The sequence below is a fragment of the Streptomyces adustus genome, from assembly GCF_009377175.1.
Taxonomy (GTDB): domain Bacteria; phylum Actinomycetota; class Actinomycetes; order Streptomycetales; family Streptomycetaceae; genus Streptomyces; species Streptomyces adustus.
Genome location: NZ_VJZD01000043.1, coordinates 12,292 through 35,661 on the forward strand (window position 1 = coordinate 12,292; position 23,370 = coordinate 35,661).

Annotated in this window: 17 protein-coding genes and 4 pseudogenes; 11 read left to right on the plus strand and 10 right to left on the minus strand. The window is 68.6% G+C overall.

All coding sequences use genetic code 11. The features are described from left to right. Positions 1-191: 191 nt before the first annotated feature. Positions 192-407, minus strand: a pseudogene (locus FNH09_RS50140) (transposase); the annotation flags it as partial. On the opposite strand from FNH09_RS50140, the gene FNH09_RS46680 reads away from it, so the two are divergent. After that, positions 385-549 (plus strand): hypothetical protein, encoded by a 165-nt coding sequence (locus FNH09_RS46680; RefSeq protein ID WP_156110815.1) that lies wholly within the window; start codon positions 385-387, stop codon positions 547-549. The pseudogene FNH09_RS50140 and the gene FNH09_RS46680 sit on opposite strands and share 23 nt — an antisense overlap. 268 nt (positions 550-817) lie before the next feature. On the opposite strand, the pseudogene FNH09_RS13455 reads toward FNH09_RS46680, so the two are convergent. Further along, positions 818-1,596 (minus strand): annotated as a pseudogene (locus FNH09_RS13455) (hypothetical protein). A 759-nt stretch (positions 1,597-2,355) separates the two neighbouring features. Beyond that, positions 2,356-3,531, minus strand: coding sequence for a SpoIIE family protein phosphatase (locus tag FNH09_RS13465; protein ID WP_162468538.1), 1,176 nt, complete (start codon positions 3,529-3,531; stop codon positions 2,356-2,358). Positions 3,532-4,161: 630 nt separating this feature from the next. Between FNH09_RS13465 and FNH09_RS13475 the strand changes: the two are divergent. Further along, a pseudogene (locus FNH09_RS13475) lies at positions 4,162-5,050 on the plus strand (transposase); the annotation flags it as partial. Positions 5,051-5,142: 92 nt separating this feature from the next. Here FNH09_RS13475 and FNH09_RS13480 read toward each other — a convergent pair. Next, on the minus strand, positions 5,143-6,312 hold the full coding sequence (locus FNH09_RS13480; RefSeq protein WP_152887498.1) for a thiolase family protein: 1,170 nt from the start codon (positions 6,310-6,312) through the stop codon (positions 5,143-5,145). A gap of 114 nt (positions 6,313-6,426) precedes the next feature. On the opposite strand from FNH09_RS13480, the gene FNH09_RS13485 reads away from it, so the two are divergent. After that, positions 6,427-6,900 carry a winged helix-turn-helix transcriptional regulator gene (locus FNH09_RS13485; RefSeq protein ID WP_152887500.1) on the plus strand — a complete coding sequence of 158 codons (474 nt, stop codon included), beginning with the start codon at positions 6,427-6,429 and terminating at the stop codon, positions 6,898-6,900. Between the two features lie 240 nt (positions 6,901-7,140). Here FNH09_RS13485 and FNH09_RS13490 read toward each other — a convergent pair whose 3' ends face one another. Both FNH09_RS13490 and FNH09_RS13495 read right to left on the minus strand, forming a co-directional pair. Continuing rightward, entirely contained in the window at positions 7,141-7,554 is a 414-nt protein-coding gene (locus FNH09_RS13490; RefSeq protein WP_238426657.1) for a winged helix-turn-helix transcriptional regulator, read from the minus strand. A gap of 111 nt (positions 7,555-7,665) precedes the next feature. Then, positions 7,666-8,226: a TIGR03086 family metal-binding protein gene (locus tag FNH09_RS13495; protein WP_162468532.1), complete on the minus strand. Its 561-nt coding sequence runs from the start codon at positions 8,224-8,226 to the stop codon at positions 7,666-7,668. Here FNH09_RS13495 and FNH09_RS13500 point away from each other — a divergent pair. Continuing rightward, a complete protein-coding gene (locus FNH09_RS13500; protein WP_238426655.1) occupies positions 8,219-9,118 on the plus strand; it encodes a helix-turn-helix domain-containing protein in 900 nt (299 codons plus the stop codon). The genes FNH09_RS13495 and FNH09_RS13500 overlap by 8 nt on opposite strands. Positions 9,119-9,623: 505 nt before the next feature. Here the strand turns inward: FNH09_RS13500 and FNH09_RS13505 are convergent. Together FNH09_RS13505 and FNH09_RS13510 are read right to left on the minus strand one after the other, a co-directional pair. Next, positions 9,624-9,869, minus strand: a complete 246-nt coding sequence (locus tag FNH09_RS13505; RefSeq protein WP_152887506.1) for a DUF2933 domain-containing protein — start codon at positions 9,867-9,869, stop codon at positions 9,624-9,626. Positions 9,870-9,943: 74 nt separating this feature from the next. Beyond that, positions 9,944-10,612, minus strand: a complete 669-nt coding sequence (locus FNH09_RS13510; protein ID WP_162468533.1) for a response regulator — start codon at positions 10,610-10,612, stop codon at positions 9,944-9,946. Positions 10,613-10,786: 174 nt separating this feature from the next. Between FNH09_RS13510 and FNH09_RS13515 the strand changes: the two genes are divergently transcribed. Then, positions 10,787-12,028, plus strand: coding sequence for a DUF418 domain-containing protein (locus FNH09_RS13515; RefSeq protein WP_152887508.1), 1,242 nt, complete (start codon positions 10,787-10,789; stop codon positions 12,026-12,028). Positions 12,029-12,427: 399 nt separating this feature from the next. After that, a complete protein-coding gene (locus FNH09_RS13520) occupies positions 12,428-15,250 on the plus strand; it encodes a heavy metal translocating P-type ATPase (protein ID WP_152887510.1) in 2,823 nt (940 codons plus the stop codon). A gap of 522 nt (positions 15,251-15,772) precedes the next feature. Here FNH09_RS13520 and FNH09_RS13525 read toward each other — a convergent pair. Next, positions 15,773-16,486, minus strand: a complete 714-nt coding sequence (locus FNH09_RS13525) for a uridine kinase family protein (RefSeq protein ID WP_152887512.1) — start codon at positions 16,484-16,486, stop codon at positions 15,773-15,775. Between the two features lie 599 nt (positions 16,487-17,085). On the opposite strand from FNH09_RS13525, the gene FNH09_RS13530 reads away from it, so the two are divergent. Further along, a complete protein-coding gene (locus FNH09_RS13530) occupies positions 17,086-18,258 on the plus strand; it encodes an alpha/beta hydrolase (RefSeq protein ID WP_238426656.1) in 1,173 nt (390 codons plus the stop codon). Positions 18,259-18,635: 377 nt separating this feature from the next. On the opposite strand, the gene FNH09_RS13540 is transcribed toward FNH09_RS13530, so the two are convergent. After that, a complete protein-coding gene (locus FNH09_RS13540) occupies positions 18,636-19,232 on the minus strand; it encodes a TetR/AcrR family transcriptional regulator (RefSeq protein WP_152887514.1) in 597 nt (198 codons plus the stop codon). Between the two features lie 89 nt (positions 19,233-19,321). Here FNH09_RS13540 and FNH09_RS13545 point away from each other — a divergent pair, with 89 nt between their 5' ends. The 4 genes and pseudogenes from FNH09_RS13545 to FNH09_RS13560 all read left to right on the plus strand — a co-directional run bounded on the left by FNH09_RS13545 (position 19,322) and on the right by FNH09_RS13560 (position 23,072). Next, on the plus strand, positions 19,322-20,074 hold the full coding sequence (locus FNH09_RS13545) for an SDR family oxidoreductase (RefSeq protein ID WP_152887516.1): 753 nt from the start codon (positions 19,322-19,324) through the stop codon (positions 20,072-20,074). Between the two features lie 221 nt (positions 20,075-20,295). Beyond that, positions 20,296-20,568 (plus strand): annotated as a pseudogene (locus FNH09_RS13550) (alpha/beta fold hydrolase); the annotation flags it as partial. Positions 20,569-20,821: 253 nt separating this feature from the next. Further along, positions 20,822-21,451, plus strand: coding sequence for a cysteine hydrolase family protein (locus tag FNH09_RS13555; RefSeq protein ID WP_152887518.1), 630 nt, complete (start codon positions 20,822-20,824; stop codon positions 21,449-21,451). A 130-nt stretch (positions 21,452-21,581) separates the two neighbouring features. After that, a complete protein-coding gene (locus FNH09_RS13560; protein WP_152887520.1) occupies positions 21,582-23,072 on the plus strand; it encodes an FAD-dependent monooxygenase in 1,491 nt (496 codons plus the stop codon). The last annotated feature ends 298 nt before the right edge of the window (positions 23,073-23,370 follow it).

The following is a 23,370-nucleotide window of genomic DNA, read 5'->3' on the forward strand; positions in this document are numbered from 1 at the left end:
ACGATACGACGGCCGCGCAACAACTGGTCCCCGCCATGAGGTCGGTGACCGCGCTCCTACTGTGGTCGCATCAGGTGCAAGTCCTCACCCCATGTGTCCAGCACCGCGCCGTGTCCGGATCGCCGGGCCACTACCTCGACCTGGGCGAAGAGACCAGGGCGTGTCAGTGATCTTGTGTAAGTCGGTTGGTTTCATTGGATGCTGAGCCGGTCCTCGAAGAAGAGTGAGAACTGGTTCAGTGCCAATTCCCAGTGTGCGGCGACGTGGTTCGCGTCGCGCGCTTTGGGGTTGATCTGCTCGCCGACTGCGAGGCAGAGAACCTTCAACGCGGCTTGTTCCGAAGGGAAGTGGCCGCGGTTGCGGATGGCTTTGCGGAGCCGGGAGTTGATCGATTCGACTATCGAGCTCCGGCACCACCTCCCCGTGCAGAAGTACCTTCACGGCATCCTGCACGCCGCTGACTCCGGGATCATCCCCAGCCTCGACGATGACGACGGTGGCATCCGCTCCCGCACCGATCAAGGAGGCACCCAACTGGTACCGGCATAGCCCAACTCCAGCGACAGACAGGGCAGCTGCCTCCGCTATGAAGGGCGGGAGAGCGCTCGTCATGCCCGCACCCTATAGTGCCAGCCTGGCGATCTTGTCCCGAGCGTATCGGCCCCGGGCGTGGCCAGCCCAAAGTGTTCCGTGCAGGCCATGGCAAGCTCGAGCGGTGCCGGTCACCTCGCAGGCGGACGACGACGTTCACTACCATCTCATTTGGCGAGTCTGCGGTAGCAGATGAGGGTGAGGCGGCGATGTGGGTCGCACCCGCTCAGCCGGCCGAAGTGTTCTGTGTCGCCTCGCGTGCTTCGGTGAGGGCTCGTTGCCTGAGGTTGCCGCGGAACAACTGCATCCTGGTGGCGGCCAGGATGTCATCCCTGCCGATGGTCCGCCCGTCCCCCTGCGGGCGGACAGGGCCCGGAGGGAATCCTTGAGGAACGGGAGTGGGGCCGGTTCGCCCGACATCACTAGGGTGACCGTACCGAAACGTTTGACCCCACCCTCGCGGACGACCATGGCCGCGTCCCGGGCGAGGTCCGTCAGGAACACGCTCGCGATTGCGTCCAAGTCGCGGACCATCGCCGGGACGGCCGTCGTCCCCCGGCTCCACAGAAGCTTCTTGACCCCGGCCTCGAACCTGTGGGCGCCGACCACGGCACTCGGTTTGCGCGACCTGCTGCGCTTACGAGAAGGCACCATGACATCCTCGGCGTCGTACAGGACACCGGTCAGGCCTTGAAACGTCGGGCCGTGGTCGTACCACTTGGTCCCCACCTCGAGCTCGACGTTCCGGTCGATCGCCGAGAGAAGGTCCCCGGGAATCAGCTTCTTCCGGGCCTCTTCCGCCGCCGCTTTCCTCGCTCCGTCGATGATCTCCGTCAGCACTGTCTGCGTCACCGACGCGGCAGCCCACGCGGCCGACCGAGAGACCTGCATCGGGGTCACGTCCCTGAAGACCGCTTCGGCGAGAGAAGGCTTAAACAGCGAGACATCCAGGACCGAGGCGGTCTCGGGACCGCCACGCTCAGGACAAGCGGACTGTGCGGTCATCGGAAGAATCGCTGCCCGCTTTCGGAGTTGTCAGAGGCCCACACTTCACCACGCACGCAACTACAGCGGTACGAAGGCCGGTCTCGAGGGCTGCAGACCCCTTGGCCAGTTCGGTATCGTCGATGTACTGGCTGTCAATGAAGTACAAGCCGCGCCAAACCAACCAGGGCAGGGCGCCAAGCGCCACAAGGGCGCCAGCCACGATCAAAGCTCTCATGGCCCACGCTGGGCACGTTCCCTTCGCCGGACGCGCGCCCGGCGCTTCGCCAGTTCGGTCCTGGTGCGCTTTGTGGCGCGGCGAGCGCGTAGGCCAGCAAGGACCAGCCGATCGGGGAGTTGTCGCCTCATGCCTCCTACATGCCGCTGGGAGAGTGTTCGGTTGCGACATCCCGCGATCGACATCGCTCGTCTTTGCGGACGAGGTCAAACACGCTGCGGCGTCCTGTGCCCATCACGATCGGCCCACTGTCCTCGCTCTGTTTCGACAGGCGGACGGAAGTGATCCGCTCCAGCCTTGTGACGTGGAGTTCCCCGTCGATGTCGCACTTGCCCAACCAGCACCTGCGCTGCCGACGGGGCCGGGCTGGTGGTGTGAGATCAAACTCGACGGTTCTCCAGACGCCTCGTGATGTCTCATCCGGGGACGTCCCGGGGGCGCCCGCAGCGGCTGAGGAAGGGCAAGAACCCAGGCTTCCACGAGGCGGTGCGACGCGAGAGCTACTTGGCGGCAGCCCGGCACCGTCCAGCAGAGCACTCGGATCACGGCTGCTGCTTCGTGCGGCTGGCTGAGGCTTGTTGGACGTCCGCGCCGGAGCTGACGTGTCGTTGGGTCTCCTGGGGGCCGTGCCAGTCCAGACACATCACGGTGGCGTCGTCTTCGAGTCGGCCGTGGGCAGCGTCCCGGACTGCGGATGTCAGCATCAACGCGGTCTCCCGCGGGTGCAGGCCTCGGGTGCGCTCCAGCAGGGCGCGCAGATCGACCTTCTCCCCGTGCCGTTCGATCATGCCGTCGGTGAAGATGAGCAGACGGTCACCATGGCGCAGATCGAGGTCCTGAACGCGGTAGGGGTGGGTCGCGAACTCGGACATCCCGAAGGGATGGTCGACCTCGCAGGCGACCACCTCCACGGTGCCTTGACGCATGCGCAGTGGCCAGGGGTGTCCGGCGTTGACGAACTGAGCCTGCCCGGTGTGGAGATTGATGCGCAGCAGCTGCCCGGTTGCGTGCCCGTGGCCGTGGTCGACGAGTGCCTGGTCGGCCCGGTGTGCCTGTTCGGCCAGGCCGGCTCCTGCGCGGCGGGCGCCGCGCAGGGCGCTCACCAGGACCGTGGCGGCCAGTGCGGCATCGATGTCGTGGCCCATGGGATCGGTCACCGACACATGCAGTGTGTCCCGGTCCAGGGTGTAGTCGAAGGTGTCGCCGCTGAGGTCTTCGGAGGGTTCCAGGCTCCCGCACAGCGTGAACTGCGCGGCCTCGCACGACAGCGACGAGGGGAGCAGCTGGTACTGGATCTCTGCTGCCAGGGTGGGCGGTCTGGTGCGTTTGCCCCAGGTGTAAAAATCGGTGAAGCGCCCGTTGGCGATCACGATGTAGGCCAGGATGTGGGCGGCTTCCCCGACCTCGTCAAGGACGTCCTTGCCGGGATCGACCGGCAGGAGCAGTTCCAGCAGCCCGATCGCATCCCCCCGGTTGGTGACCGGCACGATCACCCTCTGCCCCTGACCGGTCGCCTCCTGATACAGCCGCTGTGTACGGATCACCTCCTCGTAGACACTGCCGAACAAGGGGATCCGCTCCACCTTCCGCCCATCCTCCGCAGGGGCGGTCGACAGCCGTGCCACCGCCTTCCCTGTCAGGTCCACGATGAGGAAAGAGACCTTCGTGGCCTCGAAGCGCCGTCGCAGGTCCTCCGCGATCACGCCGACGGCATCCACCGGCGCCGCCGTCTCCGCTGCCGTCAGCAACCGGGGAAGTCCGCTCTGCCCATCACTCACGACCGCAGTCCCTTCCATCCGCCCCGCCTACCAGCCTGACACCAGGGCGAGCGTCATCGCATAAAAAGTCACAATAGGTGCAGATCATTATGTTATGTGTTCGCGGAATTGAGTTTGATTCCCGGCGTCTGCTCGCGGACGCGGCCGTCACGACTGCTCCAGTCGCGAACTCGACGAGGGCCTGGCCGCCTCTGCCCCGCTGGTGGGCAGCAAGGCCGAGGCACCCACACGCACCTCAGTCCGTATCGAGGGGCTCACGCCTCATGGACATGGCAAAGTCTGGAGAACGGCGGCCATCGGACAGTGTTGCGGCAGACGGCGGACACGGTACGGCTCCAGGCGCGGTCTGGGCGGGAAGTGACGTCCTCCCGGATGGACATCGCGCTCGCCGGAATGGAGCTACCGCCGGGCGTGGTCCTCGACGGTGACGCCGTCGTCGTGATCGACGGCCGGATCGCGTTCGAGGCGGCGCAGTCCCGCGCGGCGTCGGCGCCGGGTCGGGCGCGGCGGTTGTCGGAGACACATCCGGCCCTGCTCATCGTGTGGGACGCCCTGGCCGTCCCTGGCCCCCTGTGCCGTGAGGTCGCGGACTCGTTGAGCTGGCGCCGGTTCTGCCGCATCCCGCTGACTTCCCCGGTGCCGCACCCGACCACGCTGATCAAGCTGGTTCGCCGCAGTGGACCGCAGACGGTGGAAGAACTGAACGCGGCCCTGCCGGGCAAGCTGCTTCGATGCCGCAAGCTGCGCATCGACACGACCGTGCTGGAAGCAGACATCGACCACCCCACGGACGCCGACCTGCTCGAACACGGGGTACGTAAACTGGGCCGGCTGGTGGGGCGGATCAAGGCGTCCGGAACAACCAGGCGCACCCGCTTCCGTGACCGCGGCGGGCACCTGCCGACTGCTGGAGCAGACCGCCTTGCGGCTGGCGGGCATCCGAACCATTCCCTACCGGCTGGTCTCGTTGGCCGACCCCGCCGCCCGGCCGATCCAGCAAGGGCAAGCCAGCATCCCGCCCACTTCGGCTACACCGCGCTTGTGACCGAGGACGAACGCGGCTTCATCGTCGGCCACCAGGTCCAGCGCGGGAATCCGGCCGATGCGCCGCAACTGGTTCCTTCGGTGGAGCGCGCTACATCCCTCGCCGCCCGCCCGGCACCGTCGTCGCCGACCGCGGCTTCGGCACCGCGGCGATCCGGCCCCGGCTGAACTCGGTGTCCAGCGGATCAGCCTGCAACGCGCAGGGAAGCCTGGCCAGGCACGGCGTGAGTACGAACAGAGCCGCCCACCCCGTCGGATGCGCAACTGGAGAGTCGACATCGAGGCCCGCATCAGTCACCTCAAGCGCGGCTTCGGTTTCCGTCGCACGCGCCTGCGCCGCTTGGCCGACGCCCAGACCTGGGCCGGACTGGGGATCTTCGCCCACAACCTCCAGCGGATGACCGTCCTCAGCTGATGAGGGACAGGCTGCCGACAGGCCAGCGGCACAGCGCCGTCCTCCAGGGCCGGCCCCGTCACCAGCCCAAACCCTTTTTCAGGGGCAAGTAGCTAGACCGCCTCAAGGATCATCGCGTTGGCGAGTCCGCCCGCCTCGCACATCGTCTGCAGGCCGTACCGTGCTCCCTGCGCGCGGAGCGCGTGCACGAGGGTGGTCGTCAGCCGGGTCCCGCTCGCGCCCAGCGGGTGGCCGATGGCGATTGCGCCTCCGTGCACGTTGACCTTGGCGAGGTCGGCGCCCGTCTCCTGCTGCCAGGCCAGGACGACGCTGGAGAAGGCTTCGTTCACCTCGAAGAGGTCGATCTCATCGATCGTCAGACCCGCCTTGTGAAGCACCTTCTCGGTGGCGGGAATGACTCCGGTGAGCATGAGGACGGGGTCGGAACCCGTGACCGCGAAGCTGTGCAGCCGAGCGAGTGGACGCAGGCCGAGGCGCTCCGCGGTCTCACTGCTGGTGATGAGCACCGCCGAAGCACCGTCATTGATCGGGCTCGCGTTGGCGGCGGTGATGTTCCAGCCGATCTGCGGGAACCGCTCCGCAAAGCTGGGGTCGTAGTAGGCGGGCTTGAGACCGGCGAGGATCTCGGGGGTGCTGGACGGCCGCATTGACTCGTCGCGTGTGAGGCCCTCCAGCGGTGCCGTCTCGGCGTTGAACAGGCCGGCGTCCCAAGCGGCCCCGGCCTTGTGGTGCGAGGACACGGCGAAGGCGTCCATCTGCTCCCGGGTGAGCGACCACTTCGCGGCGATCAGCTCGGCACTGATGCCCTGGGGGACGAGGCCGTCCGGGTAGCGCGCGGCGACTCCGGGCCCGAAGGGGTCCTTGCCGACGGGCACGTTCGACCACATGGGCACACGGCTCATGGACTCCACGCCGCAGGCCACGACGATGTCGTACGCACCCGACAGCACACCCTGCGCGGCGAAGTGCACGGCCTGCTGGGAGGAGCCGCACTGCCGGTCCACGGTGGTCGCGGGCACGGTCTCCGGAAAGCCCGCGGACAGCACGGCGTACCGGGTGGTGTTCATGGCCTGCTCGCCGACCTGGTCGACGGTGCCGCCGATCACGTCGTCGATGAGCGCCGGGTCGATGCCGGAGCGCTCGACGAGGGTGCGCAGGGTGTGTGCGAGGAGTTCTACGGGGTGGACATGGGCCAGGGCACCGTTGGGCTTGCCCTTGCCCACCGGGGTCCGTACGGCTTCCACGATCACGGCGTCACGCATGGTAGCGGCCTCCTTGCCCGGTGATACCGAGGCGACGTTACTGGTGAGTTGGGAATCTGGATCCACCATAGCTCTATGAGTTTGAAAAACAAACCCACCTTTAGACTGGGAGGCATGGCCGCCACCAAAGATCCGCGCCCCTGCTCCATCGCCGACACTCTGGCCCTCGTCGGCGAGAAGTACTCCCTGCTCGTCTTGCGCGAGGTCCTCCTCGGCAACGGGCGCTTCGACCAGATCGTGCGCAATACCGGCGCCCCGCGTGATGTCCTCGCGGCGCGGCTGAAGCGACTGGTGGAGGGCGGGATCCTGACGAAGAGCAAGTACAGCGAGCGCCCGCAGCGCTTCGAGTACCGGGCCACGGCGGCCGGCCTGGAGCTGGACCCGGTCCTGATGGCTCTCATGGCATGGGGCGACCGCCATCTCCGGGCGGAAGGTGATCGCCCCATGGTGATCGAGCACCACTGCGGTCACGAGCTGGCCGCGGTTGTCACCTGCTCCGCCTGCGGCGACGAGCTCCGCCCCGGCGATCGGACGCCGCACCCCCAGGCGCCGGGCTGGACGGTGTCAGGACCTGCCGCAGCCCAGTAGGGCCCTTCTGGCTCTTGGGGTTGGGCTGGTTGCGGCTGTCTTGGGCAGGTGGTCGCGACCAGGGTGACGTGGTGACCTCGCCGCTGGCGCCAAGGTCGGAGCTCGTCTTCCAGGCGGGTCAGGGTGAAGATCAGGGACTCGGCGCGCTCGGGTGCGCCCGTGTTCCTGTCCGAGAGGTCCTCGAACTCCACGACGCGGGCCGGAAGTTCATGAACCCGATGTCCCAGTCTGCCGAGCCTGTCAGTCCACGGGCCGCGCTGAGGCGCCGGGACGTGTGTACGCCTGCTGCGGGGCAAGCGGTCCGTGTCCGGCAGGGCACACGACGGCGGCTTGCACGGACTCGCACTCGCGGTGCAGGACCTCCAGCGGAGGGCCCTCCGGGTCTGCCGTGTACTGGTCGCCCCACTGCTTGAGGGCGATCATCGCCGGCCAGAGGTCCCAGCCCTTGCGGGTGAGCCGATATTCACGGCGGGTGCGGCTTCCGGGCTCACGATCAGGGGCGGTGTCCAGGATTCCTGCCAGGGCCAGCTTGCGCAACCGATCGGCCAGGACCGCTTCCGACAGCCCCACGTGCCGACGCAAGCCGTCGAAGCGCCGGATGCCGTTCATGGCGTCGCGCAGGGTCAGCAGCGACCATTTCTCGCCGAGATGCAGCGCCTCTCTGCTCGACGAGGACGTCCCAGTCGCTGACGGCCGCTGCGCCCCGCGCACAGCAGGGATAGCGGGTTGCGATCCGCAGCGCCACAAGGGGCTGCTTGCGCCCCTTCACATGTGGTCAGTCGGGCGCTTCCATGACGGGTCACGGCCCGCCAGTCCCAGAGCGCGGTCAAACAGCGGCGCGGTCGGCGGCACGCTGACCTCAGGGCCGAACACCCCGTACTGCCTGGCCATCTCGGCCTTGCCGGCGATGTCCTCGTACAGTGCTGCCGCGAGTTCGTCGTCCACGTTCATCTTCTGCCCGGTGGCCACCGCCAAGTCCCAGCCGTGCAGCAGCCACTCCCCCAGTACGATCCCACCGATGAAGCGGGCCGGCATCCGCCCGCTCCCGGTCAGCGCCGTCTCGCCGGCCCACGCCTCCGGAGCGCTCCAGACGGCGGCGGTCGCCGCCGACCGGGCGGCATACGCCTCGGCCCAATCCGGCTCCGCGGTGAAGTCATGCCCCTCCGCCACTTCATTCGGAGCCTGCGGCGGCTGCTTCAGTCCCGCGGCGTGCCCCCGCACGCCGGTGAAGAAAATCAGGTGATTCAGGAGTGCACCGACCTTCAGCTCCGGACACGGTGTGCGCCCGCCGAACGCGTCCGGCCCGACCCCTCGGACGATGTCCACCGCCGATTCGGAGGCTCGGGCCATCACAGATCTCGTCTCCACGTCATCCCTTCCCCGGTTGCCGTCAGACACGGTAGACAGGACGACAATGACGGGTATTGAACAAACGCGACAGCGGGCCATCCTCCATCCGCGCACCGCGGCTGAGCGGTTCCGACTCGACCACGAGCCGGCTCCGGCGGATCTGACCCCATTCCTGGACGGGTACTGGATCCTCCACTGGGACCTGACCAAACCACACCGGCAGCAAGTCCTTACTCACCCAGTGGTCCACCTCACCTTCACCACCGGCGGGCAGGCCCACATCACAGGCGTCGTCAGCGACACGTTCACCAGAGAGATCTCTGGCACCGGCCGGGCCCTCGGCCTGCGATTCCGACCCGGCGGCTTCCGCCCCTTCCTCACTGCCCCGGTGTCCACCCTCACCGACCGAGTCCTGGACATCGAAGAGATCTTCGGCCCGGCAGCGCGGGCAGCAGCAGACTCCATCATCACCGAACCCTGCGTACCCACCGCGCTCCGCCTCGCAGCCACGCTCCTGCGCGACTTCCGGCCCACGCCCGACCCTGCCATCGACAAGGCGGCCGGACTGGTCGAAACGATCAGCACCGACCCTGCTGTTCTACGGGTGTCCCAGCTGGCCGCGATCGCCGACATGAGCGTGCGCCAGCTGCAGAGGCTGTTCGCCGAATACGTCGGCATCCGACCCAAGTGGGTGATCCGGCGAGCCCGCATGCAGGAAGCCGCCGCACGTGCGGCCACCGACCCGCAGGACTGGTCCGCTCTCGCCGCCGAACTGGGCTACGCCGATCAAGCACACTTCACCCGCGACTTCACCGCATCCATAGGCACCTCCCCGGCAAGGTACGCGTCTTCGGCGGGACGCCGATGATGCGTCGGCAGGCACGGTCTTCCCCTCTGATCACAGAGCGTCGAGAGCTCCATGATCTTGGAAGCCCGTGCCGGTCACGTCCCCGCAACCTCGCCAAGCCGCCCGATCGTCACGAACCGGACGTCAAACGACTGCGCTGAAGCCCTGGGCTACGTCCCACCTGATGGAGCAAGAGATCCGGCCGTCTCAGTCGGGGCCTGTACGCGCCCCTGATCGTCGAGGACCCCAGGGAATCGCTGTCGCACGAAGACGAATGGGTGGTTCTCCTGGACGACTGGCTCGACGGGGTCACCGGCACGCCGACGCGGCGCTCGCCGAGATGCGCCACGGCAAGAGGTCACCGGGGCGGCCGCACGCCGGATCACACCGTTGTCCGAGTGCCGTTCCGAAGTCCCGACCAGCCGGGTGATGTCGTCGACCGACACCGCCGGAATCTCGGCCCGGGCAGGCGCGGCGATCACGGCGGCCATGGCTTCCACCCCTGCCCCCGGGTCCCGGGCGCGGATCAGGGCCGGCTGGGGCCAGTGGGCTGGTCGCGCTTGTGCAGCGGGTTTTCGTTCCGGTCGCCGCGATGCTGATCGCCATGCGTGTCCTGGCCGTGCATGGCGCGCATCATGAAGAACGTCATCAAGGGGCAGGCGCCGAGGAGGGCGAGCCGGCTCAGGTTCTCCAGCGGCGGGCCGACCATCAGAACGGTGGCGATGACGATCGCGGCAGCCAGTGCATACAGTCCGTAGTTGCGCTTGTTCATGACCGGCCTCCTTCTGCGGAGGGACAGTGACCGCAACCGGAGGTCCGGTGACAGGGCAGGCGGATGCCGTGGGTTCACCGGGTCGCGCCGTTCCCGGACGGGCCGAGCAAACCCGCACGCTCGGCCAGCAGTACGGCCTGGACGCGGTTGTCGACCTGTAGCTTTTCGAACACGGCGCTGACGTGGCCTTTGATCGTTCCGGTGCTCAGGTGGAGCCGGTCACCGATGTCCATGTTGGAGAGCCCTTCGGCCATCAAGGCGAGGACCCCGCGCTCACGCCCGCTCAGCCGGGCGACAAGACGGATGGCGTAGGGTTCGCGGGCGCTGCGGCCGAGGTAGGCGTCCACCACGGTGCGGGTGACCTGTGCGGAAAGCACGGTTGCGCCCTCGGACAAAGCGCGGATCAGGTGGGGCAGTTGCTGAGGATCGGTGTCCTTGAGGAGGAAACCGGCGGCACCGGACCGCAGTGCGGCATCGACGTGTTCGTCGGCGTCGAACGTCGTCAGCATGGCCACCACTGGTGGATCCGGCATACAGCGGAGCTCGGCCAGGACGGTCAGTCCGTCCACATCGGGCATCCGGATGTCGAGAAGGACGATATCGGGACGTAACTCCCGCACGGTCCGGACGGCCAGGCCGCCGGAAACCGCCGCCACGGCCCGGATGCCGTCCGAGGCGTTGAGGATGTGGGTGAAGCCCGTACGGACGAGAGCTTCGTCGTCGACCACCAGTACTCGGATCACATGCGCTCCACTCTTCACCTTGACCTGGGTGTCGCGCCGACGGGGAGGCATCTGCGACGTGCGGTCCGGATCCGGCTGGCCGTCGACAGGGCGGTTCGGTTCCGGCCTGTCGGCCGGTGGGCTTCGGACGGTCGCCGGATGGGCCGTGCCGCGCTGCGCGCAGACCCTGAAGGCATGACACACAAAACAACTCCGGCAGTGCCGCAAGCGGTACTGCCGGAGTCGGCGTCCTGCGCCCCGACGGCCGGACGGCTGGTCGGCATCGACCTGGCCCGCGGTCTCGCGGTCCTCGGCATGTACTCAGCTCACGTCGGTCCCGACGTCGCGGTCGGCGGTCCCGTCGGCTTCCTGCTGGAGTCCGCCCGTGGCCGCTCCTCCGCCCTGTTCGCGGTGCTGGCGGGGTTCTCCCTGGTCATCATCACCGGCCGCCCACAGCCCCGGCCCGGCCGCGCGGGACGGCAGGCCGCAGCCAGGATCATGATCCGCGCCGTCGTACTCATGGCGCTCGGATACGCACTGACCGCCCTGGACACCCAGGTCGACGTGATTCTCAGCTTCTACGGCCTGCTCTTCCTGACCGTTCTCCCGCTGTACCGGTCACGTGCCGCGACGCTCGCGCTCATCGCTGCCGCCGGCGCACTCGCCCTGCCCCAACTCCTTTACGCCGCACGGAAGTCGTTCGAGGACGGGGATTGGTCGGGCGCCATCATCGCCCATGATCCCTTGGCTTGGATCAGTGGCACGGACGGCATTGTGGAGCTGTTGTTCACCGGTGCATACCCGGTGCTGACGTGGGCTCCCTTCGTGATCGCCGGAATGGCCGTGGCCCGTCTCGACCTGACCCGACCCGGGATCCGGTCCCGGCTCGCCCTGATCGGCGGGGCATTGGCCGTCCTCGGCTACGGCGGCTCCTGGCTGGCGCTGCGCCTCGTCCCGCACGCACTCACCACCATCGCCGCGGCCACGAACAGCGGTCCGGCGTCGTCGGCCTGGTGGTCCGACACGGTCGGTGAGCCCGAGGGCGGCACCCCACTCGCCTGGCTTCTGGTGGCCGCCCCGCACAGCCAGACCACCTTCTCCGTCCTCGGCAACACGGGCGTCGCCCTCATGGTGGTGGCCGGCTGCCTGACGGTCGCGGACCGGATGCCTCGGCTCTCCCGGCTGGCGGCCCCCGTCTCTGCCGTCGGCATGACGGCCCTGACCGCCTACGTCGCTCACATCGTCGCCCTCTGGCTCTTGACCGAGGTCTGGTCCGTGCCCGCGGTCGAGGACGAGAGCATGTCCGCGCTGCCGGTGCTGCTGGCCTTCATCGCAGCCGCGCTGCTGACGGCAAGCGTATGGACCCGTCACTTCCGGCGCGGACCGCTGGAACACCTGCTCCACACCGTCACCCTGCCCGCTCGGCGCCTCAAGTAGCTACCAGCAGCGGCGACCGCGGCGCCATACCGCCGTGGGCATCGCTGCAAGCCTGTGCTTCCTACCGGACGGCGGGAATGGCCAGTAGTGGCGCGACCTGCGGCCCATCGGGCTTGAACTGCGCAGACAGCGGTTGTCCGACGACATCAAGGGGATCGGCAAGGAGGCTCCCGGCGTATCCAGCCGTGCGAGCCCTGGCCCGATGTACGGGGCGTGGCGGAAACAGAAAGTCCCGGCCGTCCCTGAGCGGCCAGGACTTTCGTTGCGGAAACCGTCACGGATCGTCCTTTCGTTGCGGGAACCGTCACGGATCACCGGTGGACCGCACCTCACCTGCTCGGCAGAGGCGGATCGGGCGCAGGCTGGAGAGGGGGAAGCAGCAAGGGAGGCGAGCTGCCCATGGGTGTCCTGGACATCACCGTCGTCCTGGTATCGGCCGTGCTGATCGGCGCGCTGGGCTGGTACTTCTTCGGCCCGCGCCGTGCCGGTGCCGCCCGCCTGGAAGGCGGGGTACAGCGAGTGGATGTGACGGTGCGGGGCGGCTACAGCCCCGATCTGATCAAGGTCCGCCAGGACATGCCGGTGGAACTGGTCTTCGACCGGCAGGAAGCCGGCGAATGCACCTCCCGCGTGGTCTTCCCCGATCTGAAGGTCGGTGCGGGTCTGCCCGCCCACACCCGTACCACCGTGCGGCTGAACCCGGACCGACCGGGCTCCTTCGGCTTCACCTGCGGGATGAACATGATCCACGGCACGCTGCTGGTCGAACCCGCGGACGATTCGACAGCACCCACATCGGACGTGCATGCCGCCACCGCCGCACCTCCGCCTGCTCCTCCACCTGCCACGGGCGGGCCGTCGGCAGGTGCGGAGCGCACGGCGGCCGAGTCGGAGGCCGCGGACGCCGCCGAGCGGCAGGCGGAGATCAAAGACCTCACCCGCAGGGTGGCGGTGGGCGCCGTGCTCACCGCTCCGGTGCTGTTCGCGGTGATGGCGTACGAACTGTTCGGCGCCACATGGGTGCCCGGCTGGATGCTCAACCACTGGGTGCAGCTGGCACTGATCACGCCGGTGATGTTCTACACCGGGTGGCCGATCCACGTGACGGGCTGGCTGACCCTGCGGCACCGGGCCGCCGACATGAACTCCCTGATCACTCTCGGCACGTCGGCGGCCTACGGTTACAGCCTCCTGGTCACCCTCGCTCCCGGGCTGCTTCCGAAGGACGTACGGGAGGTCTATTTCGAGGCCGTCGGTGTCATCCTGACCCTGATCCTGCTCGGGCGGCTGATGGAAGCCCGGGCGAAAGCCGGCACGGGCGAGGCCATCCGCGCCCTGCTGGGCCTGCAGGCCCGCACCGCACACGTCGTGCGGGACGGAACCGAGCGCGAGGTCCCCATCGAGGACGTCGTGGTCGGAGACGAGCTCGTCATCCGGCCGGGCGAGAAGATCCCGGTGGACGCCGCGGTCCTGTCCGGCTCCTCCGCGGTCGACGAATCCATGGTCACCGGCGAGCCGATGCCGGTCGCCAAGCACACGGGGGACACAGTCATCGGCGCCACCGTCAACGGCACCGGGTCCCTGCGAGTGCGGGCCGCCAAGGTCGGCGCCGACACCGTACTCGCCCAGATCATCCGCCTGGTGCAGCAAGCCCAGGCGTCCAAGGCTCCCATCCAGCGGCTCGCCGACGCGGTGTCCGCGTACTTCGTGCCCGCGGTGATCGCGGTCGCGATCGGCACCTTCGCACTCTGGTTCACCCTGGGCCCCCCACCCGCGCTGACCCTGGCGCTCGTCTCCGCGGTCGCCGTGCTGATCATCGCCTGCCCGTGCGCACTGGGCCTGGCCACGCCGCTGTCGGTGATGGTCGGCACCGGCAAGGGCGCCCGGGCCGGCATCCTGATCCGCTCGGCCGAAGCCCTGGAAACAGCGCACAAGCTGGACACCGTCGTGCTGGACAAGACCGGCACGGTGACCGCGGGCAAGCCCGTCCTGACCGACGTCCACCCGGTCGGCGGATTCGACGAGACCGCCCTGCTGCGCCTGGTGGCCGCAGCCGAGGCAGACAGCGAACATCCGCTCGCGCAGGCCATCGTCGCCGGCGCGCGCGACCGCGGTCACCACCCGGTGGCGGCGACCGGCTTCGACTCGGTCACCGGCAAGGGCGTCCAGGCCACCGTTGACGGGCACGCCGTGCTGGTCGGCACGGCCCGGCTGCTGGGCGACGTCGGCATCGACACCACCGCCCTGGCTCCCGTGGCCGCCGATCTGTCGGCCGGGGGCAAGACTCCCGTCCTTGCCGCGGTGGACCGACGGCCCGCCGGTGTGCTCGCAGTGGCCGACACCGTCAAGGAGGACTCCGCGGCCGCCATCGCGGCCCTACAGCAGATGGATGTCGATGTCGTCATGCTCACCGGGGACAACGCCCGCACCGCCGCCGCGATCGCCGCGCAGGTCGGCATCGGACGGGTGCTCGCCGAGGTGCTGCCCGAGCACAAGGCCGACGAGATCCAGCGTCTGCGGGGCGAGGGCCGGACCGTCGGCATGGTCGGCGACGGCATCAACGACGCCCCCGCCCTGGCCGCCGCCGACGTCGGCCTGGCCATCGGCACCGGCACCGACGTTGCCATCGAAGCCGCCGACATCACCTTGATCTCCGGCTCGCTCGGCGGGGTCGTCACCGCGATCCGGCTCTCGCGGGCCACGATGCGCAACATCCGGCAGAACCTGTTCTTCGCCCTGCTCTACAACGCCGTCGGCATCCCCCTCGCCGCCGGCGCCCTGTACCCGCTGTGGGGCATCCGGCTCAGCCCGGTCATCGCCGCGGCAGCCATGGCACTCAGCTCGCTGTCGGTCGTCACCAACTCCTCCCGGCTGCGCCGCTGGCACACCCAGCCGCTGCCCGACATCCGGCCCGCTCGCGTCCAGCCCCGCGTCGAGTCCGCCGCCGACCGGGCCCCGGCTGCCAGGAGCACGGCCGTCTCGACAGGTGCCGAGTCGGCAGGCACGGAGTACGACCCCACTTCCCGGACCGACGACGGAACAGTCACGGACCCGGTATGCGGCATGCAGGTGGATAAAGCGGCATCCGTGGACCACCGGCAGACCGACCACAGCACCCGCTACTTCTGCTCTGCCCGGTGCGCCGCCGCGTTCGACGCCGACCCCGCCCGGTACGGCGCACCCGCCACCGGCGGCCCCCGCGAAGGAGACGACCACCGATGACCGGGCGCAGCCGCCCCTCACGGGCCGCCCGGTCAAGCGCCCGTTCACGTCGGCTGTCGGTGACGGCTCGCGGGTCGGCTCTCTCCCCTCGACGGCCGGAGCCCGGACAGGGTGAAGGGTGAAGGTGGTGTTGATCTCCTGGGTTCCGGGGCCTGGGGAGTACGGCTTGTATGCGACAGGGTGGTAGTTGGCTGAGGTGCGGGCAGCCGCGTGGGGCTCGGGCATGACGAGTGCTCCCTCCACCGACGACCGGCTGCGTCCTTGGGCGAGACACCGGAACGGCGTGACCTGGCAAAAGCACCGGCCGACCTTGGTCCAGGGCGGAATGCCGGAACGTACAGCGGCCCGTCCCCTGATGCAGGGGACGGGCCGGCAGCCGCGCGGAGTACGGGTCATCCAAAGCGACGCCCCTCGTCGAAGCAGCGGTTTCGTGCTCTGGGCCAGCGCCATGGCCCGACCATGCAGCACGCCCCGGGCTCAGCAAGATGGAAAAGCTGCCGAGCCCCACACCAATCCCGTGGTTCAGCGGGCGAACGCAAGATGCGGGCCGACCAGGTTGTCGACCGCGGTCAGCAGGTCCGCCGTCGGCATCATCCCGTCGAGTACGAGATCCGCCCGGGCCCGGGAGGGGGCGACGAAGTCCGTGTGGCGTTCGCGGCCGCTGTTCAGGTAGTTACGCAGAGAGATCGCCGGGTCCTGGCACTGAATCTCGATCTTGCGCAACAGCTTCCTGGCCAGGCGCACGTCATCGGGCGCATCGACGTAGATCCCCCAGGTGGCCTGATCAGCGATTTTGGGAAGACCAAGGGCGAACAAGCCCTCGACCACAACCAGGCGGTACCGTCCGCTGGTAGCCGCTGCGTCAACCGCGGCAGCCGCTGCGTCCTCGTCGATGGAACCGGGATGGTTCCAGTCCAGCGTTTGTGCACCCGTGGCGCTCAGCGTGCGCATCCCGCGCTGCGGATCGTGCGCGGGCACGTAGAAATCGTCGAGGTGGACAAGGGCCACAGCCCCGGGCCGGTGGACCACAATCGCTTCTGCAAGGGTCGACTTGCCCGAGGCGGTGCCGCCTGCGACTGCCAGCACGGGCACGCGACGTCCTGCGCTCGTGGCGTTCGTGATCCGCACCGGTATGTCTTCTCCCGGCAAGAAGCTGCCGCTGACTTCCCGGCTCAGGCAGGTGCCGGCTGCGTAGGAGTCATGCTCAGCAGTCGTGGTGGTGTCGAGCGTGGTCATGGCCGCTGCCCTCCAATGCAGTGAGATGCGTCCGGCACAAAAACGTCCGGCCGGTCGCAGAGCAACGTGCTCGATCGGCACCCAGGAGCCGCAAGCCGCCGCAGCCACCGAAGCGGCCACGGGATATCCGTCGCAGGGGGATACAAGAACGGCCCCGCACCGGGGTGCAGGGCCGCAGTGGTGAGGAGGGTATGTTGCGAAACCGCCGGCGCGGAACCCGGCGCTTGTTACGACTCCAGCACGATCGCCGGCCGCCTCCCGTGTTCACCGCCGGCCCCGCCGCCAGCCGCACCATGCGCGCCCGCTACGCACCCGGCGCCCCGGCCCCATCCGATGGTGCGAGCGCCTCCTGACGCCGGACTCGCCGAGTGGATCCCACGCCATCTGGTTCCAGGCGCTGTCGACCCTCGCCTGTACGGCTCCCAGGGGCTGTTGTGCGACCGAGGAGGACGGGTCGACCGCATGCGGCGACCGCCCGAGCGGGGCGTTCGCGGCTGACGTGGCCGGCATCCCGTCTGGCCCAACCCTGATGGTGTACGCCATACGGACCAGCAACGATTACGGAGGGGTCGACTCCATCACGTAGGGAATACGCAGACATGAGAGCAGCAGACATGGGAGTGATACGCACCGTGCCCGGCGCCCGCCGCCTGCGCCACCTCGCCGTGGCGGCACTCCTGACCGCGACGGCGACCACGATGAGCGCCTGCGGCACCGTCCGTGACGGTGCGGCCCCGGGCACCGTCCAGGGCATGGCGGCGGTGGCCGCGGACGCCAAGTACGTGGCGTGCGGCAACCCGCCGCAGAAGCTGGAGAAGATCGACCAGGACTTCCTGGACCAGCTCGCGGCCGCCGGCGGCAAGCCTCTGTACGACCTGTCGTACCCGGCCGCCCGTGACGTGCTGAACAAGCTCCAGGCGGGTCCCGTCCCGATGCTGCCCGCGCAGATCAGCCAGCGCACCGTGCCGGGCGGCCCGACGGGCCCGGTCAACGTGCACATCGTGCGCCCCGCGGGCGTCAAGGGGATGCTGCCCGGCATCGTCTACATCCACGGCGGCGGCTGGGTCCTCGGCAACTTCAAGACCCACGAGCGCCTCGTCCGCGAACTCGCCGACGGCGCCCGCGCCGAGGTCGTCTTCGTCGACTACACGCCCTCCCCCGAGGCCCAGTTCCCGGTCCCGATCGAGCAGGCGTACGCCGTCGCCAAGTGGGTGGGTGCTCACGGCGCCGATATCAACCTGGATTCCAGCCGGCTGGCCGTCGCCGGTGACTCGGTCGGCGGCGACATGACCGCCGCGGTCACGATGATGGCCAAGCAGCGCGGTGGCCCGCACTTCCGTCAGCAGGTCTTGCTCTACCCGGTCACCGACGCCGACTTCGACACGGCGTCGTACCAGCGCTTCGCGGAGAACTGCTGGCTGACCCGGCCGGCCATGAAGTGGTTCTGGAACGCCTACGCGCCGAAGGCCGCCGACCGCGCCAACCCGCTGGCCTCGCCGCTGAAGGCGACCGTCCAGCAGCTGCGCGGCCTGCCCCCGGCCTTGGTGATCACCGACTCCGACGTGCTGCTGGACGCGGCCGACTCCTATGCCGCCAAGCTCAGGTCGGCGGGGGTCCAGGTGACCTCGACGCACTACAGCGCAGTCACCCACGACTTCATGATGCTGAACGCACTGCGTGACACCCGGGCCAATAAGGAGGCGGTCGCCCAGACGACGGCGACCCTGCGCGAGGCGCTCTACGCGTCGACGGACCCGGTCGGCGGCAAGTAGAAACACGGCACCCAGGGCGACAGCCGTCCCGGATCTGGGCGGCGGAACGCGGCGGCCACGATGTCGCGGCCGCCGCGTTCCTCAGCCTCCGCAGCCCCCGCAGCCCTGTGCCGGCCCAACGGACCCCCACACCAGGCAACCAGGCAGTTCGCGCCCTGCGTGATCCCGATGGCGGTCTGGCGGCTGATCAGCAGTGTTCTGCCTGCAGCCGTTGTCGGAGTGAGGGCTGTCTGGCCTCGCCCACGAGTTGGTGTGAACAGGGTCAGGTGTCGAGGGGCCGCCGTGATCAGGTCAGCATCACGACATTGCTGACGGGCGCCCTTCCCGGTTCAGACATGAACGGGGATGTCCACCATGGCGTTGCTGTCCTCGGGCCGTCAGTCCGTGGGGCGGGGCAGTACGGCGAGGGCGGTGCGGGCTATGCCCGTCAGCGTCTCTTCGTTCGCTCCGGCCTTGCCCAGTGCTTCGATGCCGCGCAGCACGGCGAGCACCAGCGCGGCCAGGGCCCCGGGGTCCGCGTCCGCGGCGAGGTCGCCGTTGCGCTGGCAGGCGGCGATGTCGTCCTCCAGCAGCGTGCGCAGTGCCTCGATGGCCGTATGCGCCCGCTTGGCCACCTTCTCGTCGTGTTCGGTCAGCTCGGCAGCGCCCTTGGCCAGGAGGCATCCGCGCTGGGCGGTATCTGCGGCGGTAGCCGCGGCCACCGCGTGGACGTAAGCGGACAGCCGCGCGTACGCGTTCTTGTCGTCACCGCGCAGCTGCTGGGCGGTGGTGTCGACGATCGCGCGACAGTACTCGTCGAACACGCGGTGGAACAGCTCCTGCTTCCCGCCGAACGCGCCGTACAGGCTGCCCTTGCCCAGGCCCGTCGCCGCGGCGATGTCGTCCATGCGCGTGGCGGCGTACCCGCCCGCCCAGAACTGCTCCCGGGCGGTGTCCAGTACCTGCTGCTCGTCGAATTTCCGCGGTCGTGCCATGAGCTGATCCTACACTTATTTGACTCGTTCGTCCATAACAGTTAACGTTATGGACGAAGCAGTCAACAACCATCGAGGAGTGGCACGTCATGACGGAAGTACTCGCAGGCAAAGTGGCAGTGGTCACCGGGGCGAACAGCGGCATCGGACTGGCCGCAGCGCAGCGCTTCGCCGCTGAGGGCGCCCACGTGATCATCACCGGCCGGCGTCAGGATGCGCTGGACGCGGCAGCGGCCGAGATCGGCTCGAACGTCACCGCTGTCCGCGGAGACGTAGCGAATCCGGCCGACCTCGACCGGCTCTTCGCGGTCGTCGCCGAGCAGGGACGCCGCATCGACGTGCTCTTCGCGAACGCGGGCGGCGGGGAATTCGCAACCCTGGAGGAGGTGACGGAGCAGCACTTCGACGACACGTTCAACACCAACGTCCGCGGGACGCTGTTCACCGTACAGAAGGCACTGCCGCTCCTCAATGACGGCGCCTCGGTGATCTTGACCGGTTCCACCGCCGCCACCACCGGCGGAGAGGCGTTCGGCGTCTACGCCGCCTCGAAGGCCGCCGTCCGCTCCTTCTCCCGCACCTGGGCCAACGAGCTGCGCGGCCGCGGCATCCGCGTCAACACCCTGGTGCCCGGACCGATCAAGACCCCGGGAATCACCGGCCTGGCACCCAACGAGGAGGAGGCCAAGTCGCTCCGCGCCTTCTTCGCGCAGCAGGTCCCTCTCGGCCGGATGGGCGAGCCCGCCGAGGCGGCTGCGGCAGCGCTCTTCCTCGCGTCCGACCAGAGCAGTTTCGTCACCGGGACCGAGCTCTACGTCGACGGTGGCCTGAACCAGATCTGAATAATTCCCCGTCCTGGAGCGGTGCGCCGGTGAAGTCGCAGAGGTGCCCGGCTGCGTCCGTCCTGCAGCCGGGGCCGATACCCGGGAATTCACGGCGCGCCAATCCGGCGCCTCTCAGGTAGCGTTTGCTTCGACGTGCACCATCCGATCGTATTCCCCAAGGGAATCAGCCGCCGAGGGAAATCCGTCCGTCGCGGGTTCGACCGGAATTCCCGGTGACGATGGGAAGGAACCGCGCCGTGCCTTTCGTCATGACCGAAGACGGAACCGATATCTTCTACCAGGACTGGGGGTCGGGTCAGCCGATCGTGTTCAGCGACGGCCGGCCGCTGACCGCCGACCCGTGGGACCCTCAGCTCAACTTCGTGGCGGACAACGGATTCCGTGCCATCGCCCACGACCGGCATGGGGGCGGACGCTCGGGGCAGCCCTGGGAGGACAACGACCTCGACACCTCCGCCGACGGCCTGGCTTCGCTGATCGGCACGCGTGACTCGCCACGTTCAAGCTGCATGCGGGCGCCGCACACGGTCTGGCGACGGTCCCCGTCTTCGCCGACCGTTTCTACGCCGACCTGTTGGAGTTCGCCCGCGGGTGAACGACATGGCGGTGTGCCATTCCGCCGTGTCGTCCAGCCCGGCTGAAGACACGCGCAAAGACCCCAGGGAGAATCGTCACCCCTGCATATCGCTGAGGTTCTCATCAGCCGGCAGACAAGTGCAGGACTCCAAAAATCGAGGAGGGTGAATGTCTGCTCACCGCTACGTGCCGGGGCGGGTCGGCCTGCTCCTCATCGACACCATGAACGATGTCTTCTCTGAGGACGGGAAGGCCTACCTCACCTTCAAGGAGGAGTTCGAGCGGATCGGAACGTTCGAGAACCTCAAGCGCCTGCTGGCGGGTGCGCGCGAGCAGGGCTTTCCCGTCTTCTTCGCACCCATGTCCTACACCGAGGCGGACTACACCTCGTGGAAGCACGTCTCCGGTGTCCACCACGAGATGTTTGACAACCGCCTCTTCGTAGAGGGGAGTTGGGGGGCCGAATTCCACCCCGAACTGTCGCCCCAAGACGACGAAATCGTGATCACACCGCACAAGAACATCGACGTCCTGGCCAACACTGACCTGGAGGTCCAGCTCCGCCAGCACAACACGGAGTACATCGCCATCGCCGGCATGGTGGGGACCATGTGTGTGGAGTCGACCGCCCGCAGCTGCATGGAGCACGGCTTCCACGTGACTACGTTCACCGATGCGACTGCGGCAGTTGGGGGCCGGGACGCCTACGACGCGATGATTTTGCGGTATCCGTTCATCTCACATGCGACGCTCACAGTCGACGAGTTCCTCACCGCCACGCGCGCATCGGCGACCTGAGGATCATTACCGGGAGCACGCAGTGAGGACCGTCGAATCGCGCGCTTGACCGGCGGACCTCGCTCATCCGTCAAGACCGCCGAGGCGGCCCTACACCTGAATTTCATGTCGATCGATGCGGAGGACGCACATGGGCTCCGACGAAGGCGTGCTGATCGTGGGGGCAGGCCCCGCGGGACTGATGCTCGCGGGCGATCTGGCCGAGGCGGGGATCGCCTGCACCGTGGTGGAGCGCCGCGAAGGGGAGTCGAAGCTCACCCGGGCGTTCGCCGTGCACGCCCGGACGATGGAGCAACTCGACGCCCGTGGAATCGCCGACGACTTGCTCAAGACCGGGCTGCGCAATCCGGTCCTGCAGTTCTTGCAGATCGACCTGTCGCGGCTGCCGACCCGCTACCCGCACGTCCTGGTGACACCGCAGTACAACACCGAGCGGCTGCTCCGCTCCCGCGCCCTCACCCACGGGGTGGACATCAAGAGCGGCTGCGAGGCGACCGGCCTCCGGCAGGACTCCACGGGCGTCGACGTCGAGGTACGCGCCGCGGACGGCACGGTGCAAACCCTGCGCGCTGCCTACGTGGTAGGCGCTGACGGCCGAAACAGCAAGGTGCGTGAGTCCCTCGGCCTGCCCTTTCCCGGCCGGTCCGCGGTTCGGTCGATGATGCTTGCCGACGTACGCCTGGCCGAGCCGCCGAGAAAACCTCCCACCGTCGGTGCGGTAGGGGACGCCTTCGCCATCGTCGTCCCCTTCGGCGACGGCTGGTTCCGCGTCATGGCCTGGAACCGTCGCCACGACATGCCTGACAACACTCCCGTCGATCTGGACGAGATCCGCACAGTCGCCCAGCGGGCGCTCGGGAACGACTTCGGCATGCGGGACGCACGCTGGCTCTCCCGGTTCCACAGCGATGAACGCCAGTGCCCCCGTTACCGCGTAGGCCGGGTGTTTCTCGTCGGCGACGCCGCGCACGTGCACTCACCTGCCGGCGGGATGGGCCTCAACACCAGCATCCAGGACTCAGTCAACCTCAGCTGGAAACTAGCGGCCGTCCTGCGCGGCCGGGCTCCGGACGCTCTGCTCGACACCTATCAGGCCGAGCGGCATCCGGTGGGCCGCCGGGTACTCCGGATGAGCGGCGCACTCCTGCGCGGGGTACTGACGACACCAAAGGCGATGTGCGGATTCCGCGACCTCTTCGCCCGCACGGTGCTGCGCATTCCGCCCGTGGCCCAGAGGGCGGCCCGGGCGATCTCCGGTATCGACATCGCCTACGCCGCTCCAAGTGGCGCGCCCCCGCTTGTCGGCAAGCGCGTTCCCGACCTGCCGCTGACCGACGGAAGACGGCTGTACGAGGCTCTGCGCACCCGGCGCTTCGTGCTCGTCACCGCCGCAGATGCGCCCCTCCCCGCCGAGGTGACCAAAAGCTGGGCCGGCGAGGTCGGGTTCGTGTCCGCGCCATGCCTGACAAGAAAGGCCGTACTGGTCAGGCCGGACGCATACATCGCATGGGCCACCTCCGAGGGGCACCCGCAACGCCGGGCCGAGGACGTCCGACGGGCCCTGACGGACTGGTGTGGTGCAGGCGCTCCCGCCCATCAGGGCACCCCTACTTTCAGATAGGCCAGCCCCTGAGAGGAGCGACGTGGCCGCCGGCCGCCCGGACACCGGGTCCGGCGCCCACGGCTGCGACGGAACAGCCCCTCGCCGCCACGCCGCGCCCCACCCGGCCCGGACGTCGTCATAGGTGTGCCCTCGTCCGGCACGCCACGCCATCGCCTGGACGACATCTCGTGCCGGCTACGGCCGAGGCGTCTGATGCGAGCCCGCAGAAAGGGCCTTCCCTGAAGACGTGCTCGTGCGCTCCGACGACGACAGCACCACTGCCCGACGGCGGCAGCCACGGATGGCCCGTCCAGAG

Coding starts and splice junctions, on each gene's coding strand:
- FNH09_RS13480 (WP_152887498.1), bottom strand. CDS start 6,312: ATGCGTGACGCCGTGATCGTGGAAGCCGTACGGACCCCGGTGGGCAAG.
- FNH09_RS13485 (WP_152887500.1), top strand. CDS start 6,427: ATGGCCGCCACCAAAGATCCGCGCCCCTGCTCCATCGCCGACACTCTG.
- FNH09_RS13500 (WP_238426655.1), top strand. CDS start 8,219: ATGTCCACCGCCGATTCGGAGGCTCGGGCCATCACAGATCTCGTCTCC.
- FNH09_RS13505 (WP_152887506.1), bottom strand. CDS start 9,869: ATGAACAAGCGCAACTACGGACTGTATGCACTGGCTGCCGCGATCGTC.
- FNH09_RS13515 (WP_152887508.1), top strand. CDS start 10,787: ATGACACACAAAACAACTCCGGCAGTGCCGCAAGCGGTACTGCCGGAG.
- FNH09_RS13520 (WP_152887510.1), top strand. CDS start 12,428: ATGGGTGTCCTGGACATCACCGTCGTCCTGGTATCGGCCGTGCTGATC.
- FNH09_RS13525 (WP_152887512.1), bottom strand. CDS start 16,486: ATGACCACGCTCGACACCACCACGACTGCTGAGCATGACTCCTACGCA.
- FNH09_RS13530 (WP_238426656.1), top strand. CDS start 17,086: ATGAGAGCAGCAGACATGGGAGTGATACGCACCGTGCCCGGCGCCCGC.
- FNH09_RS13540 (WP_152887514.1), bottom strand. CDS start 19,232: ATGGCACGACCGCGGAAATTCGACGAGCAGCAGGTACTGGACACCGCC.
- FNH09_RS13545 (WP_152887516.1), top strand. CDS start 19,322: ATGACGGAAGTACTCGCAGGCAAAGTGGCAGTGGTCACCGGGGCGAAC.
- FNH09_RS13555 (WP_152887518.1), top strand. CDS start 20,822: ATGTCTGCTCACCGCTACGTGCCGGGGCGGGTCGGCCTGCTCCTCATC.
- FNH09_RS13560 (WP_152887520.1), top strand. CDS start 21,582: ATGGGCTCCGACGAAGGCGTGCTGATCGTGGGGGCAGGCCCCGCGGGA.